We start from the raw sequence: 15,323 nt of genomic DNA, 5'->3' as shown, positions 1-15,323 counted from the left end.
TAGCGTCTGCATCAACCAAGCCCCGGTCGAGAGACCGGGGCTTTTTATTGCCCGTGCCGCGGATCGTCTCCAAGGCTGAGCCACCTGCGCTTGCTGCAGTGGCAGTGTGATGTCCACTCGTCGGAAGTAGCCGCGCACCTGTAATTTCTGACAGTAGACCTGGCACCTGCCTTGGCCTAGGTTGAAGCTTCGCCAAACGTGGCAAGAGCGGGGCACCGGCATGAAGGGATTCTCGGCATTGACGGGTATCGGAATCGCCGAAGGATTGATCCATTGGCAGATTTTCTTCGTCCTGTGCACCGCCGTCGGGTTGACCCAGGCCGCCAGTAATTTTGCTGCTTTCTGCGTTGCGGTTGTGTTCTCGTTTTACGTAAACATGCTGTACATCTTCGAGAGCAGAGCTTCGGTGTTCGGCTATCTATTGTTCATTGTGCTGATGGGCGGAGTGAGTTTCGGCATCGGTACGATTGCCGATGCGCGTCATTGGCCGGGACTGATGACTGTGGTGGTGTTTACGCTGATCAATTTTCTGGTCGGTTACTGCTTTTTCAGGTACGTGCTGTTGCGTGAGCAACGGTGATGAAGCACTTGTTGGCTGTTGGGCTCTTTGGACAATCTCCTGCGCCAGCGCAATTGGATCGACTGGCTTTGGTTGCGGTGTTGATCATTGCACTGTTCGTACGCTTCCACTCCATTACTGTACCGGCGATATGGGGCGACGAGGCCTATAGCCTACTGCTTGCGCGGGAAACGCCGGCACGCATCTGGGCGTTGACGAGCCTGGACGTTCATCCGCCGCTCTACTACATGTTCTTGCATTACTGGGGGGAAGTGTGGGGTGATGCTCCATTGCCGGCACGAGCCTTGAGCGTGTTGGCGGATGTCGGCACGTTATTGTTGTGTATCAAGTTGATGAGCCTGATCTCAACGCGTCGGGCGACGTGGATTGCGGCATTGCTGTTGGCGTTGTTACCGATTTCGATACGTTTTAGCCAGGAAGCCAGGATGTACACCTTGCTTGGATTCTGGCTAATGGGAGCGACCCTGGCATTGGTGTACTGGGCACGGGCGCCGGAGCAAAAACGTTTTGCGGTGATTTACGCGTTGCTGATGGTTGCTGCGTTTTATACGCATTACTTCGCCGGTTTGTGTGTGTTGGTGCATTGGTTGTTCTGGTGGCAGAGTCGCAGTTCCCGGACCGTGGTGACCATTGGGCCTGGGGAATGGCTGATCACCAACATTGCTGTCGTGTTCTTGTACCTGCCCTGGATCCCCCATCTCTTCAATCAATTGGCTGACACGGGGTTATTGGATTGGATAGCCCCCGTGACGTTGCAGCAAGCCTTGATGATTGTCTGGCAGTTCTCCGTAATCGCCACCGACAGCCTCCAGTCGCCGATGTTGAGGTTGCTTCCATTGGTATTGATGTTGCTGTTTGCTGCGACAATCATTGCGAACAGCTCTGATGAACAACGCTTCAACTGGCTGCTGGTCAGCTATTTTTTTGTGCCGCTGATTGCTCTCTATCTGATTGCCTTGGTGCATGCGCTATTTGTACCTCGATACCTGTTTTTTTCGGCTCCGGCTTTGGCAATGATGACAGCGGTCGCGCTGGATAACTGGGGGAAACGTCGAATTTGGTTGGCGAGTGCAGTTCTGTTTTTTGTGGTGGTTGTCCAAGTGCACGGGCTAACGATGGTGTACCGACAAAACGATGAATTAAACGGTACAAACGTGCGCAAAGACACGGGGTTTGCTTCATTGGTAATGCAGTTGAATCAGAACGCGCTGCCTGGTGACCAGGTCATCATCGCTTCTGCGTACTGGTTTCCGGTGTTCTCTTACTACAGCTCCGCTGGTGTTGATCTGAGATTTGAAGTGCGATCTTCACTGGATGATTTTTTGAAGCTCACCCGTCGCGGTGTTCTGAGTCTGATCAGCGATCCGGTTCGCCTCACCTACATTGACGGCGTGACTGTTCTTGATTGCCGCAACCTAAGAATCTGGTGGGTAACGGATGCTGGCTTACATGGCGAGAGACCACTGTTTGCGAAGGGGCGTTCGCCCCGGTTCACCCTTCATGGGGGGCGGATTTCGGCGTATTTGTTCATCGCAGAGCCAGTACCGAACGCAATAGCGACCGGCACTTACTCCACGCTTGGGCCTAGGCTGCAGCCACCTCCTGCGGCTCAAAACTGTCCGCCCGTGCCATCTGCCACATCCGCGAGTAAAACTCGCCATTCACTTCCCCGGTGAGCAATTCCCCCGGTTTCAGAAACACATGCAACTGCGAGAACAACTTGATCTCGGTCGCCGACATGCGCCGCACCAAGTGCTTGGCCGACAGTTGCGACGGATGCTCGAGGCCAGCCGCTGCCAACATTTCCGCCAGTGCCTTGAGGGTATTGCGGTGGAAATTGAAAACTCGCTGCGCCTTGTCCGGGACGACGAGGGCGCGCTGGCGCAGGGCGTCCTGGGTGGCGACGCCGGTCGGACATTTGTTGGTGTGGCAGCTTTGCGACTGAATGCAGCCGATGGCGAACATGAAGCCGCGCGCAGAGTTGGCCCAGTCGGCGCCGATGGCCAGCACGCTGGCGATGTCGAAGGCGCTGACGATCTTGCCGCTGGCGCCGAGTTTGATCTTGTCGCGCAGGTTCAGGCCGACCAGGGTGTTGTGGACAAACAGCAGGCCCTCGCGCATCGGTACGCCGATGTGGTCGGTGAACTCGACCGGTGCGGCGCCGGTGCCACCTTCCTTGCCGTCGACGACGATGAAGTCCGGGAGGATGCCGGTTTCCAGCATGGCTTTGGCGATGCCCATGAACTCCCACGGATGGCCGAGGCAGAACTTGAAGCCTACCGGTTTGCCGCCGGACAGTTCACGCAGTTGCTGGATGAACTGCATCATTTCCAGCGGCGTGGAAAACGCGCTGTGGCGCGACGGCGAGACGCAATCTTCGCCCATCATGATGCCGCGTGTTTCAGCGATTTCCCTGGTGACTTTGTGTTTGGGCAGGATGCCGCCGTGGCCGGGTTTGGCGCCCTGGCTCATCTTGATTTCGATCATCCGCACTTGCGGGTTCTGTGCCTGGGTGGCGAAGCGTTCCGGGTCGAAACGGCCGTCGCTGGTGCGGCAGCCGAAGTAGCCACTGCCCAGCTCCCAGGTCAGGTCGCCGCCGTGTTCGCGGTGATACGGGCTGATGCTGCCTTCACCGGTGTCGTGGGCGAAGTTGCCGAGTTTCGCGCCCTGGTTCAACGCGCGAATGGCATTGGCGCTGAGCGAACCGAAGCTCATCGCCGAGATGTTGAATACCGAGGCCGAGTACGGCTGACTGCACTGCGGGCCACCGACGGTGACGCGGAAACTGCTCGGGTCGCTCAGCGGCGCCGGACGCATCGAGTGGCCGATGAATTCGAAACCGGATTGATAGACATCGATCAGCGTGCCGAACGGTTTGTCGGCGGTTTCGTTTTTCGCTCGCGAATAGACCAGCGAGCGCTGGGCGCGGGAGAAGGGCAGGGCATCGCTGTCGGACTCCAGCAGGTACTGGCGGATCTCCGGGCGGATGCCTTCAACCAGATAGCGGATATTGCCGAGGATCGGGTAGTTACGCCGTACCGCGTGCGGGCTTTGCAGCAGGTCGAACAGACCGATCAGGCTGAGTACGCCGGTGACGGCGGTGATTGGCCATAGCCAGTCATGTTCGAGGAAAGGCAGGCTGGCGAGTGTGAAAATCACGCAGACGGCAAAGAAGGCGTAGCGGCTCAGGAGTGACAGGCTCATACGGTTTCCTTGGTTCGGACTCAGAGATTTCGGCGAAAGGCTCAGGGATGTACAAAATCCCTGTGGGAGCGAGCCTGCTCGCGAAAGCGACCTGTCAGTAGAAAAATTATTGTCTGATCCGACGCATTCGCGAGCAGGCTCGCTCCCACAAAAAAGCAACTTCACCAAACGATCAGGCGTTTTGCGCCTGAAGAAAAATCGAAAACAGCTCGGACTGGGATTTGATCCCCAGCTTGCTGTACATGTGTTTCTTATGGACTTTCACGGTTTCTACGGAGATTTCCAGCTTACGGGCGATTTCTTTACTGGAGCAACCGCTGAGCATCAAACGCCCGACATCCAGTTCCCGGGCAGTCAGCTGCGCGCCCTTGAGTTGCTGCACCGACGCCTCCAGTTGCACCCGCCAGTCAGCCCGGGCAGGGGCGGCGGCGAGGGCCACGGTTTCGTTGATCTCATAGGGTAGTCGTTGGCGCAACAAACCCAGCACCCAGGGCTGAATCAATGACAGCAGGGCAATCTGTTCGCCAGTGAAACGTTTTTCACTGCCCAACGACAGACACAGCGTGCGCTCACCTTCGAGCTGACAATTGAACTGGATTTCATCGGCCACGACATTCAGACGAAAGTATCGCTGGTAATACTCGGTCAGTTCGAAATGCTCCGGCGCCACTTCCGAGAGGCGATACAGGCCGGTGCGGGTTTGCTCGCGGCAGGCGATGTAGAACGGGTCGAGCAGGTACAGACCACGCAGATAATCCTGAAACAACGGGTCAGGGTTGCCGTCTTCGCCGGGGCATTCGGCGAAGACCTGTGGGTGTTGATCGGCACTGAACAGCAGCACCACCCAGCTATCGAACGGCACGTATTGGTCGAGCAGTCGCACCAGTTGCGCCCAGAAATTCGGCTTGTCCAGCGCATCGATCAGTTGCCCGACGGCGCGGTGCCAGGTGATGTCGTCAAACGAAAGTGTCATCGATCTACCCCTATCGGGTTACCCCGGCCGCGTAATTCCCTGGCCGGCTGCTTGCTGCGCATACTGGCCCACAGACAGCCACCGGGCAATCTTTCAGCGCCCGCCGCTTATCACAAGGAATTCCCATGAAAGTCGAACTCGCGCAATTGGCAGGCCGTGACAATGCCACGGCCTACAACCTCGAACGCGCGCTGGCAGCGATTGCCGCGTGTGCGGCCGACACGCAATTGATCGTGTTCCCGGAGACCCACCTGATGGGCTTCCCGACGGCCGAAACCGTGGCGCAAACCGCCGAACCGCTCGACGGCCCGACCGTCAGCGCGGTGCGGGCCGCGGCGCGTGAACGCGACATCGCCGTGGTGATCGGCATGGCCGAGAACGACAACGGTCGCTTCTACAACACCACGCTGCTGATTACCCCTGAAGGCATTGCCCTGAAATACCGCAAGACTCATCTGTGGGCGTCGGATCGCGGCGTGTTCGAGGCCGGCGACCGTTACGCCACCTGCGAGTGGAACGGTGTGCGCGTTGGCCTGCTGATCTGCTACGACATCGAGTTTCCGGAGTCGGCCCGTGCCTTGGCGCAACTGGGTGCCGAGTTGCTGATCGTGACTAACGGCAACATGGACCCGTACGCGCCGACTCACCGCACCGCGATCATGGCCCGTGCCCAGGAGAATCAGGCCTTTGCGTTGATGGTCAATCGCGTCGAGGCCGGGGATGACGGTTTGATGTTTGCCGGCGGCAGTGCGCTGGTCGATCCGCTGGGGACGTTGTTGTTCGAGGCCGGGCGTGAGGAAGGGACGTTCTGCGTTGAACTGGATTTCGCGCGGTTGGAGATTGCGCGCAGGGATTACCGCTATCTGGATGATCAGCGCTTGAAGTTGCCGGGGGAGGTGGTGGAGCACGGTGATGGTGTTCGCGAGTTGTTGATTCCACGCCGTTGACCGCTGCCCTCACCCTAGCCCTCTCCCGGAGGGAGAGGGGACTGATCGAGTTGATTGCTCGAGTTACGCCGACCTGAAGCAACGGGTCGAACTCAGGTTTTACCTGATCGTTCCCACGCAGAGCGTGGGAACGATCAGCCACACCCGAAAACATTCGCCGAACCCGGCTCTGCCATAAATCCAATAACATTCGGAGTAAGTCGCCCATGGCTCGTTTGCAACGCACCCTTTCATTAGGGTCGGTGGTGCTGTTCGGCATCGCCTACATGACGCCGATCATCGTCCTCGGCACCTTCGGCATCCTCGCCCAGTCCACCGCCGGCATGGTGCCCGCCGCGTATCTGGCGGCGCTGGTGGCGATGTTCTTCACCGCCATGAGTTACGGGCGCATGGCCGCTGCATTCCCCGTCGCCGGTTCCGCCTATAGCTACGTGCGCAAGGCAATCAGCCCGAAACTCGGCTTCATCGCCGGTTGGGCGGTGTTGCTCGATTACCTGTTTCTGCCGATGGCGATCTGGCTGATCGGCGCGGCTTATCTGGCCTCGGCATTCCCGTCGATCCCGCAATGGATCTGGGTGCTGGGCTTTATCGGCATCACCAGCGCGATCAACATCATTGGCCTGAAACTGGCCAACGGCATCAACGCCTTGCTGATGCTGGTGCAGTTCCTCGTGCTGATCGCTTTCGTCGCGCTGTGCGTGCACTACATCGGTGGCGATGCGAGCACGCCGTTGTGGTCGATCAAGCCGTTCTTCAACGGCGACATGCAAATGCCGCTGATCATGAGCGGCGCGGCCATCGCCTGCTACTCGTTCCTCGGCTTCGATGCGGTCAGCACGCTGACCGAAGAAACCCGCGATCCACGCCGCACCATCCCGCGCGCTGCTCTGCCCGTTGATCGGGCTGGTGGCGGACTTGTGGCTGATGGTCAGCCTCGATCACCTGGCGGTGTACCTGGGCTTGAGCTGGCTGGCGATCGGCGTTGTTTACCTGGCAGTACTCACCGGTGGTTTCCGTCGCCAGCCACCGGAAATGGACTTTCAGGAAGCGACCTGAGGCGTCTTCAGGCAGCGGGTCGGCTCTGGCGCATCGGCAACTCGATGCGAAAGGTCGTGCCCACCCCAGGTTCGCTGCGTACCGAAATGTCGCCACCGTGCTTTTTCACAATGCCGTAGGACAGGGACAGGCCCAGCCCGGTGCCCTGGCCGACGGGTTTGGTGGTGAAGAACGGATCGAAGATTTTCTGCAGGATGTCCGGTGCAATCCCCGCGCCGGTGTCGGCGACTTCCACCCACGCCGTGTCTTGTTGTTGCCCGGTGCGCAAGGTGATGGTGCCGCGTTCGGGGCCCATGGCCTGCGCCGCATTGACCACCAGATTCATGATCACCTGATTGATTTGCGACGGCAGGCATTCGATGTCCGGCAGGGGCTGGTACTCCTTGATCAGGTCGGCCTTGTACTTGAGTTCACTGGCGACAATGTTCAGGGTCGACTCGATGCCTTGTTGCAGATTGGCCCACTGCCATTGCTGCTGGCTATCGACCCGGGAGAAATCCTTCAGGTCCTTGACGATCTGCCCGACCCGGCCAATGCCTTCCTTGGATTCGCGGATCAGTACCGGAATGTCTTCGAGGAGAAAATCCAGATCGGCGTCTTTGCGCAATTGCTCAAGCCGCGCCACGGATTCGCTGTCTGGTGTTGGCCCAAGCGTCTGCCAGGTATCGAGTACGCTGAGCAATTGTTTGAAGTAGCCGTCGAGGGTGCCGAGGTTGGAGGAGATGAAGCCGATCGGGTTGTTGATTTCATGGGCCACGCCCGCCGCCATTTGCCCCAGTGAGGCGAGCTTTTCCGACTGTACCAGCTGACTTTCCAGTTGCTTGCGCTCGTCGATTTCCCGCTGCAGGTCTTCGCTGGCCTGCTTGAACTGGGCCGTGCGCTGATCGACCAGATGTTCCAGGTGATGCATTTGCAATGACGCGCGTTCGGTCATCTGCCATTTGGTCAGCAGGGTGTTGGCCATCTGCTGCACTTCGATGTTGTCGAAGGGCTTCTTCAGAATCAGCAAGCGGTCATGCGCCTGCAGACGCTCCAGTAGTTCATCCCAGGAATAATCCGAGTAGGCGGTGCAGACCACCACTTGCAACTGTGGATCCTGCTGCCACAGATGCTCGATGGTTTTCGCGCCGTCCCAGCCGTCGGGCATGCGCATGTCGACAAAGGCCAGCGCATAGGGGCGTTGTTCCGCCAAGGCCTGGTTCAGCTTGCCCAGACCTTCCTCGCCGCCATACGCCGAGTCCAGCTCGAACGGCGGACGTTCGGCGCGCACCTGAGCGCCAAACAGTGCCGCTTCCATCTCGTCCAGTTCCACGGACTGCGCCGCCGGCGGCGCGAGAATCTTGCGAAAGTCTTCATGGATCGACGGCATGTCGTCGATCAGCAGAATGCGGCGGTTCGACAGCTCGCTCATGCGCTCTCCGTGACGCTGATCAGGGGGATCTGCAAGGTGAACAATGCACCCTGGCCCGGGCCGTCGCTGTGCGCGGTGAGGTGGCCGTTCATCTCGATGGCGGCCAGGGCGCAACTGTGCAGACCGAAACCGTGGCCTTCCTTGCGGGTGGTGAAACCGTGGGCAAAGATTCGCGTCATGTTTTCCGGCGAAATGCCTTCGCCGTCATCCTTGACGCTGATTTCAAGGAAGTTGTCATCGACAATTTTGACCGCCAGGGTCATGGTCCGGGGGCGGTTGCTGAGGTCGGACATGGCGTATTTGGCGTTGCTGATGAGGTTGATCAGGATCAGCAGCAAACGGTGTTTGTCGCCCATCACCTGCGGCACGTCAGCGTACTCCCGGACCACCGTGACGTGGTGCCGGGTGAGTGCCCCGGCGTTCATGCGCAACGCGTCTTCGAGCAATTCGTTGATGAACAGCGGTTCGGTCATGCTGTTGGCGCCGGCATAGGATTGCTGGGTGGCGACGATGTCTTTGATGTGGTCGACGCTTTTGTTCATCTGGTTCAACTCGTCGAGCATTTCCTGCTGTTCCTGGGTAATGGCGACCACCAATTGGTTGAGGTAGCCGGGGAGCAATTTGCCCTTGGCGTCTTCGCTGAGGAACACGCCGAGGTCATCCGGGTGTTCGTTGATCAGTTGCATGGCCTTGCCCAGGCCTTGGGCCTTGCTGTTGCGCAGCTTGCGCGTGATCAGGTCGCTGGAGATGTTCACGCTGTTGAGCACGTTGCCGACGTTGTGCAACACATTGGTAGCGATTTCCGCCATGCCGGCCTGACGTGCCGCGTCGAGCAGTTCGCTCTGGGCGTCCCGCAGTTCCCGGGTGCGTTCTTCGACTCTTTGTTCCAGTGCATCGTTGGCCGTTTGCAGGGCGTTATTGACCCGATTGATTTCGGCGAAACTACCGATCAAACGAATGGCCAGCCACACCAGTGACAACACCAGCAAGACCGAAAACAACAGCAGGTAGAAGTGGTATTGCCGGTCGACCCGATCGGCGCTTTGCTGGTCGTGATCGAGCATGGTGGTGATGTTGTCGAGGCGCTCGGCCACGGGGATGTTTTCGATGCTTTCGAGCAACTGATTGACCACTGGCTGCTCGCGCGCAATCAGCGAGATATGGCTGCTCAGGATTCTGATCGGGGTCTGAAACGCGAGCGGCAGGCGTTGTGCATTGACCTTCAGCTTGTTCAGGCCGACCTCGATGTCGGCGGCCCGGTCGTCGGAGGTGACCTGGGCGAATTCGAGGGCGCTGAGCAGCAGGTCGTAGGTGTCGGTGGTGATGTTTTGCAGCTGCAATTTATCGAAGTCCGACAGGCTGGCCAGTTGCTGTTGGATGTCGTCTTCAGCGGTGGGCAAAAAAGCCAGGGAGTTGCGTAACAGTGCGTTGTGCGATTTGAACTGTTCGACCAGACGGGTCTTTTCCTGCATCGCCTGCAGGAAGCTTTCGTGAGCATCGTTCCATTGCGTCGAATCGTTGCGCCCATGCCCGGACTCGATCGCGTCGAAGCGCGCCCAGAGCCGGTTCATCTCATTCATCGGTGACACCAGTGGATCGTAGTTGTGGGTCAGTGCCACCCTGGCCTTGAGGATCTCGTTCTCCCACTGCGAATTCTGCTGTTTGATCTGCCGGATCAGATCCCGCGATTCGGTGTACGTCATGCTCTGGTCAGAGCTGGATTTGAAGTACAGGAACAGCAGGATCGAGGCCAGCACCAGGGCTACCAGGGTCAGCAACAACAGGCTGCGTCGCCGCGAAATGTTGATCATGGCTGGACTTCCCGTTGGCCGGTCAGGGTTGTGAGAAACAGCATGATCAGCCGTTTGTCCTCAGCGCTCGGCATCCGCCCCAACTGATACTGGAACATCACATCCACGGCGCGTTCGAGGGTAGGGGCCGATCCGTCGTGAAAGTACGGCGCGGTGATCGCGACATTGCGCAGGCTCGGCACTTTGAACACGGCCCGGTCTGCTTCATCGGCGGTGACGTTGAAGCGGCCCTGGTCGGCCACGGTCGGGTTGCCGCGATCGGCAATGTAATCGCCGAACACGCCGAATTTCTGGAACATGTTGCCGCCGATGTTCACTCCCTGATGGCAGGCAATGCAGCCGTACTCCTTGAAGCGCTGGTAACCGTACTTTTCCTCCAGAGTGAGGATGTCGGTGTTGCCGAGCAGGTATTGATCGAAGCGTGAGTTGGGCGTCAGCAAGGTGCGTTCAAAACTGGCCAGCGCCTGCTGGACGTTGGCCTGGGTTACGCCGTCCGGGTAGGTGGCGGCGAAATCGCGACGGTAATCGGGGTCGTTGCCGATGCGTTCGATCACGGTGCGCCAGTCGCTGCCCATTTCATGGGGGCTGATGATGACGACGTTGCTCTGTTCCTCCAGCGTTTCGACGCGGCCATCCCAGAACTGACGGAAATTGAGGACCGCGTTGAACACGGTCGGTGTGTTGACGGCCACCGGTTTGCCGTCGAAGCCCTGCGACAAGGCGCGGCTGTCGGCACCGTTCTTGTCGAGTTGATGGCAGCTGGCGCAGGACAGCGTGTTGTTGATCGACAAGCGTGGCTCGTGGAATAGCCGTCGACCGAGTTCCACGCGCCGGGGATCCTGCTGCGGCACCGCGGGCAGCGGTTTGAGCGGCTCGTCCAGCGGCTCGGCACTGGCGCCGATACAGACTCCGCACAGCAGCAACGCGATGCCGTAATGGAAAAGGCTCATCGGCAATTGTCTCCCTGACTCCAGGCCGGTTTCACAGTGATCATTCAATCGTCCAGGGCGCGGGTTGCGTACCGGCCAGCAACCGCGCAAATGCGTCTGCGGGCAGGGCTTCGCTGAAAAAGTAACCCTGGCCTTCTTCGCAGTGATGGGCCTTGAGAAAGGCCAGTTGTTCAGCGGTTTCGATGCCTTCGGCGACGACGTCCAGTTCCAGACTCTTGCCCAGATTGATGATCGCGCTCACCAGCGCGGCATCGTTGCGGTCGTTGCACAGGTTGCGAATGAACGATTGGTCGATCTTCAGCACATCGATGGGAAATCGCCGCAAGTAGCTCAGGCTGGAATAGCCGGTGCCGAAGTCATCAATGGCCAGACGCGTGCCCAGCGTTTTCAGGCGCTTGAGCGCCGTCATCGTCGCCTCGACGTTTTGCATCAGCACGCCTTCGGTGATTTCCAGCTCCAGCCATTCGGGGGCCAGACCTGTCTGTTCAAGTACGCGCTCGATGCCGGCAACGAAGTCACGCTGGCGAAAATCGATGGGTGACGTGTTGACCGACATGCGGATCGGCGGCAGTCCGGCCAGTTGCCAGGCACGGGTCTGACGACAAGCTTCAGCCAGTACCCATTTGCTCAACGGCACGATCAGGCCGCTGTCTTCGGCCACCGGGATGAAGTCCGACGGATAGACCCAGCCATGCCCCGGTTTCTGCCAGCGCAGCAATGCTTCGGCACCCACCACTTTGGCACTGCGCAGGTCGATTTTCGGCTGATAGTGCAGGACGAACTCATGCGCCTGCAGGGCGCGGCGAATGCCCGACTCGATGCTGTGCTGTTCCCGGGCGTGCTGGTTCATGGCCTCGATAAAAAAGCCGATGTTGTCAGGCCCCTGTTCCTTGACGTTGCGCATCGCGGTCTCGGCTTTCTTGATCAGCTCGGTGGCTTCGAGGCCGTCTTCGGGGTAGACGCTGATGCCGAGGCTGGCGGTGACGCTGACGTCGTGGCCGGCAATCGTCTGCGGCAGGCGAATGGCGGCGAGGAGTTTTTCCGCGATGCCGTGGGTTTGCTGAGGGTGGTTGATGTCGCCGAGGATCACCACGAACTCATCGGAACCGTAGCGAAACACCGAGTCCGAATCGCGCACGCAGGACAACAGTTGCCGGGCGACCCGTTTGAGCATCTCGTCACCCGCCGGATGGCCCAGCGCATTGTTGATGCGCTTGAAGCGATCCAGACCGAGAAACATCACCACCAATTGTTTGTCATGCCGTCGGCACACGGCCATGGCCTGACTCAGGCGATCACCGAGCAGGGTGCTGTTGGGCAGCTCCGTGAGGCTGTCGTATTGCAGCAGGTGCGAGACCTTGAGCAGTTCGTGCACCCGCGCCTCGATGGTCCGCTCAAGGCTGAGCATCTTCAGCGCCGCGTCCTGCGCCAGTTGCCATTTCCAGGTCAGGGCGTTGGCCATCTGACGGATTTCCAGACTGTCGAACGGCTTTTTCAGGATCAGCAACTGATCGCCGAACTCCAGCCGTTCGGCCATCGCCTCCCAGCTGTAGTCGCTGTACGCCGTGCACAAGGCGATTTGCAGGTTCGGGTCGACCCGCCACAGTTGCTCGATGGTTTCCAGGCCATCCCAGCCGGGCGGCATGCGCATGTCGATAAAGGCGAGGGCGTAGGGATTACCACTGGCCAGTGCGCGGTTGACCAGCGCCAGCGCTTCCTGGCCCTGATAGGCGGAGTCGAGCTGGAAGCTCAGGTGCGGCGTCTGCTGGGTGCCGAACAGCGTCTGCTCCAGTTGCTGCAAATCGACGCCGTCCTTCACCTGCGGGGCGAGGATCTTGCGAAAGTCATCGTGGATCGCCGGCGTGTCGTCGATGATCAGGATGCGCCGGTTGGTCTGCGGAAAAGGCGTTTTCATGCCTCGTCCTCCTTTGGTGTCAGCCGGCAACTGTCCTTGAGCAAATGCCCGGCCTGTTCGGCGCTGACCGCTGCGCTGAAATACATGCCCCGGGTGCTGGGCAGCGGGGGCGCGGTGGGCGTGCACGGTTGATCCGACGACGGCTGGCCTTCAGCAATGATGTCGATGTCCAGATCCCGGGCGAAGTTGACCATCGCGCGCAGGGCGTTGGCACTGGCAACATCGTGGGCGGCACTGTCGACGAAACTCTGCGCCAGTTTGAGGTGATTGACCCGGTAGGTTTTCAGGTAGTCGAACGAGGAGTATTCGGTGCCGAAATCATCGATGGCGATGCTCACGCCCAGTTCACGCAGGCGCGGCAACGCGTCGTTGTGCGTCCACTTGGTCTGGGCCAGTGTGGCCTCGGTGACATCGAAACGCAGGTCCCAAGGGGCGAGTTCCCAACGGGCGGTGGTGCGCAGCACGTTGTAGATCAGCTCGGGGCCGCTCTTGAGTTGGGCCAGCGAAAGTTTGATTGCCATTACGGGCGGCGCGACGCCTTCGTTACGCCACAGATGCATCTGGTGGCAGGCGTGATCCAGCACCCAGCGCCCGAGCGGAATGATTGCGCCGGTTTTCTCTGCAATCGGCACGAAGTCGCAGGCCTGCAGCAGGCCGCGACGAGGATGCTGCCAGAGGACTTGTGCCTCCATGCCGAGAATCCTGCCGCTGTGCAGATCGACCTCCGGCGCATAGCGCAGCATCAGCTCATTGCCCTCAAGGGCGGTCATCAACTCGCTGACGAGGGTCATGCGTTCGGCCACTTCCCGAGAGATTTCCTCGGAGTGGAAGTGGTACTGGTTGCGGCCCATTTCCTTGGCGCGGTACAGCGCCATGTCGGCTTGCCCGAGCAGCGCGTCGGCATCGAGGCTGAGGTCGCTGTAACTGCTGATGCCGATGCTCACCGAAATATGCAGCGCATTACCGGCCAGGTGGTAGGGCGCCAGCAGCGTGTCGCGAATCTTGGCGGCCATCGCGGCCGATTGGGTCGGGTCGCTGACGTCCAGTTGCAGGATCGCGAATTCGTCACCGCCCAGGCGCGCCACTACGTCACTTTCGCGGACATCGGACTTGATGCGCCGGGCGACTTCCTGCAACAGCAGATCGCCCACCGGGTGGCCGAAGGTGTCATTGATCCGCTTGAAATGGTCGAGGTCCAGGTAGAACACCGCGAACGGCATGGCGCCTCGTCGTGCGGCGGCGAACGCTTGATGCAGGCGCTCGATCAGCGTGGCGCGATTGGCCAGCCCCGTGAGGCCATCGGAGCGGGCGAGCAAGGCCAGCTTGTCCTCGGCCAGGCGGCGCTCGGTGATGTCGAGGATGATGCCTTCGACTTCCAGCAGACGGCCGTCATCATCGCGCACCGGGATGTAGCGGTTCTCCACCCAGCGCCAGGTGCCCTGGCCGGTGCGCATGCGGAACTCGATGGACGCGCCCGACGCATGCCGATCCAGCACCCGGGCCATGGCCGCATCGACGTTCGCCTGATCGTCCGGATGAATCAGCGCCTGCGCCCAATCGGGCGAACCCACCAGGTCGGCGGCGACATGGCCGTAACGGGTGATGTTGTGGGAGATGTACATCAGCGCAAACGAGGGTTCGCCGCGCAAACGGTAAAGAATGGTCGGGCTGTTCTGCACGATCACATTGGCGTCGGACAGCTCCCGGGTGCGTTCCTGCACCGCTTGCTCCAGCAGGCCCATCTTCAGCTCGGCGTCTTCGGTCATCTGCCATTTGACCGTGAGGGCGCTGGCCATCTGGCGGATCTCGATGGCGTCGAAGGGCTTTTTCAGAATCAGTAGCCGGTCGTTCAGCGCCAGACGCCGGTCGATGTCTTCCCAGGAATAATCGGAATAGGCCGTGCACAGCGCAACTTGCAACTTGGGGTCGGCTTGCCACAGCCGTTCAATGGTCTCCAAACCATCCCAGCCCGGTGGCATGCGCATGTCGATGAAGGCCATGGCGTAGGGGCGGTTTTCTGCCAGCGCGGCCTCGAGTTTTTCCAGGGCTTCGCGGCCCTGAAACGCCGAATCCAGTTCGAAATGTTGGGTTTGCGGTGCGGACGGCGTGCCGAACAGCAGGCTCTCGGTTTCGCCCAAGCCATCGTCACCGGGGATGACCGGGCTGAGAATCTTGGCGAAATCGCCATGGATCGCCGGGCTGTCGTCAACGATCAGCACGCGGCGATTGATGTGCACGGTTGGCGCTGTCATGCCGCGCCACCCGTGGGGAGGCATGCTGTGGTGATCCGGGGCATCCTTTTCCCTCGCCATTTGCCTGTTTGTATCAGCCGATGGAGTCTTGCGCTGTCTTCAGCATAGTCGGCTCCCCGGCACTGCGCTTTCGGCCCCGGACAAAGATCGGCGTGAATGCCGGCCAAAATCATCTAGCCTTGGACTCAGGCGCGGACCGGCGAAGTGTTGGCTTGGTGCGTCGT

The 15,323-nt window shown here is 59.9% G+C and carries 10 protein-coding genes and 1 pseudogene; 4 read left to right on the top strand and 7 right to left on the bottom strand.

Going from position 1 to position 15,323, the window contains the following annotated elements; genetic code table 11:
* Positions 1 to 220 precede the first annotated feature (220 nt).
* Both HU754_RS24040 and HU754_RS24035 read left to right on the top strand, forming a co-directional pair.
* A complete protein-coding gene (locus HU754_RS24040; protein WP_186622933.1) occupies positions 221 to 580 on the top strand; it encodes a GtrA family protein in 360 nt (119 codons plus the stop codon).
* Positions 580 to 2,256: a glycosyltransferase family 39 protein gene (locus HU754_RS24035; RefSeq protein WP_186622931.1), complete on the top strand. Its 1,677-nt coding sequence runs from the start codon at positions 580 to 582 to the stop codon at positions 2,254 to 2,256. Before HU754_RS24040 ends, HU754_RS24035 begins: the two co-directional genes overlap by 1 nt.
* Here the strand turns inward: HU754_RS24035 and HU754_RS24030 are convergent.
* Together HU754_RS24030 and HU754_RS24025 are read right to left on the bottom strand one after the other, a co-directional pair.
* Positions 2,165 to 3,784 (bottom strand): FMN-binding glutamate synthase family protein, encoded by a 1,620-nt coding sequence (locus HU754_RS24030; RefSeq protein WP_186622929.1) that lies wholly within the window; start codon positions 3,782 to 3,784, stop codon positions 2,165 to 2,167. The two genes, HU754_RS24035 and HU754_RS24030, sit on opposite strands and share 92 nt — an antisense overlap.
* A gap of 172 nt (positions 3,785 to 3,956) precedes the next feature.
* A complete protein-coding gene (locus HU754_RS24025) occupies positions 3,957 to 4,757 on the bottom strand; it encodes a helix-turn-helix transcriptional regulator (protein ID WP_186622927.1) in 801 nt (266 codons plus the stop codon).
* A gap of 125 nt (positions 4,758 to 4,882) precedes the next feature.
* Between HU754_RS24025 and HU754_RS24020 the strand changes: the two genes are divergently transcribed.
* Positions 4,883 to 5,704, top strand: coding sequence for a carbon-nitrogen hydrolase family protein (locus HU754_RS24020; protein WP_186622925.1), 822 nt, complete (start codon positions 4,883 to 4,885; stop codon positions 5,702 to 5,704).
* A 206-nt stretch (positions 5,705 to 5,910) separates the two neighbouring features.
* Positions 5,911 to 6,760 (top strand): annotated as a pseudogene (locus HU754_RS24015) (APC family permease).
* A 7-nt stretch (positions 6,761 to 6,767) separates the two neighbouring features.
* Here the strand turns inward: HU754_RS24015 and HU754_RS24010 are convergent.
* Genes HU754_RS24010 through HU754_RS23990 form a run of 5 tightly spaced genes read right to left on the bottom strand, consistent with a single transcriptional unit; the run spans position 6,768 to position 15,099 of the window.
* Complete coding sequence (locus tag HU754_RS24010) at positions 6,768 to 8,171, bottom strand: ATP-binding protein (RefSeq protein WP_186622923.1); 1,404 nt, start codon at positions 8,169 to 8,171, stop codon at positions 6,768 to 6,770.
* Positions 8,168 to 9,982 carry a DAHL domain-containing sensor histidine kinase gene (locus HU754_RS24005; protein ID WP_186622921.1) on the bottom strand — a complete coding sequence of 605 codons (1,815 nt, stop codon included), beginning with the start codon at positions 9,980 to 9,982 and terminating at the stop codon, positions 8,168 to 8,170. Before HU754_RS24005 ends, HU754_RS24010 begins: the two co-directional genes overlap by 4 nt.
* Positions 9,979 to 10,932, bottom strand: a complete 954-nt coding sequence (locus HU754_RS24000; RefSeq protein ID WP_186622919.1) for a cytochrome-c peroxidase — start codon at positions 10,930 to 10,932, stop codon at positions 9,979 to 9,981. Before HU754_RS24000 ends, HU754_RS24005 begins: the two co-directional genes overlap by 4 nt.
* Positions 10,933 to 10,972: 40 nt before the next feature.
* Positions 10,973 to 12,847: a putative bifunctional diguanylate cyclase/phosphodiesterase gene (locus tag HU754_RS23995; RefSeq protein WP_186622916.1), complete on the bottom strand. Its 1,875-nt coding sequence runs from the start codon at positions 12,845 to 12,847 to the stop codon at positions 10,973 to 10,975.
* Positions 12,844 to 15,099, bottom strand: a complete 2,256-nt coding sequence (locus tag HU754_RS23990; protein ID WP_186622914.1) for a GGDEF/EAL domain-containing response regulator — start codon at positions 15,097 to 15,099, stop codon at positions 12,844 to 12,846. The genes HU754_RS23995 and HU754_RS23990 overlap by 4 nt, the downstream gene beginning before the upstream one ends.
* Between the last annotated feature and the right edge of the window lie 224 nt (positions 15,100 to 15,323).

This window comes from Pseudomonas zeae (assembly GCF_014268485.2).
In the GTDB taxonomy this organism is placed as follows: domain Bacteria; phylum Pseudomonadota; class Gammaproteobacteria; order Pseudomonadales; family Pseudomonadaceae; genus Aquipseudomonas; species Aquipseudomonas neuropathica.
The sequence above is the reverse complement of the archived record's forward strand: the minus strand, read 5'-3'. Positions and strand labels throughout refer to the sequence as shown.

Coding starts and splice junctions, on each gene's coding strand:
- HU754_RS24040 (WP_186622933.1), top strand. CDS start 221: ATGAAGGGATTCTCGGCATTGACGGGTATCGGAATCGCCGAAGGATTG.
- HU754_RS24035 (WP_186622931.1), top strand. CDS start 580: ATGAAGCACTTGTTGGCTGTTGGGCTCTTTGGACAATCTCCTGCGCCA.
- HU754_RS24030 (WP_186622929.1), bottom strand. CDS start 3,784: ATGAGCCTGTCACTCCTGAGCCGCTACGCCTTCTTTGCCGTCTGCGTG.
- HU754_RS24025 (WP_186622927.1), bottom strand. CDS start 4,757: ATGACACTTTCGTTTGACGACATCACCTGGCACCGCGCCGTCGGGCAA.
- HU754_RS24020 (WP_186622925.1), top strand. CDS start 4,883: ATGAAAGTCGAACTCGCGCAATTGGCAGGCCGTGACAATGCCACGGCC.
- HU754_RS24010 (WP_186622923.1), bottom strand. CDS start 8,171: ATGAGCGAGCTGTCGAACCGCCGCATTCTGCTGATCGACGACATGCCG.
- HU754_RS24005 (WP_186622921.1), bottom strand. CDS start 9,982: ATGATCAACATTTCGCGGCGACGCAGCCTGTTGTTGCTGACCCTGGTA.
- HU754_RS24000 (WP_186622919.1), bottom strand. CDS start 10,932: ATGAGCCTTTTCCATTACGGCATCGCGTTGCTGCTGTGCGGAGTCTGT.
- HU754_RS23995 (WP_186622916.1), bottom strand. CDS start 12,847: ATGAAAACGCCTTTTCCGCAGACCAACCGGCGCATCCTGATCATCGAC.
- HU754_RS23990 (WP_186622914.1), bottom strand. CDS start 15,099: ATGACAGCGCCAACCGTGCACATCAATCGCCGCGTGCTGATCGTTGAC.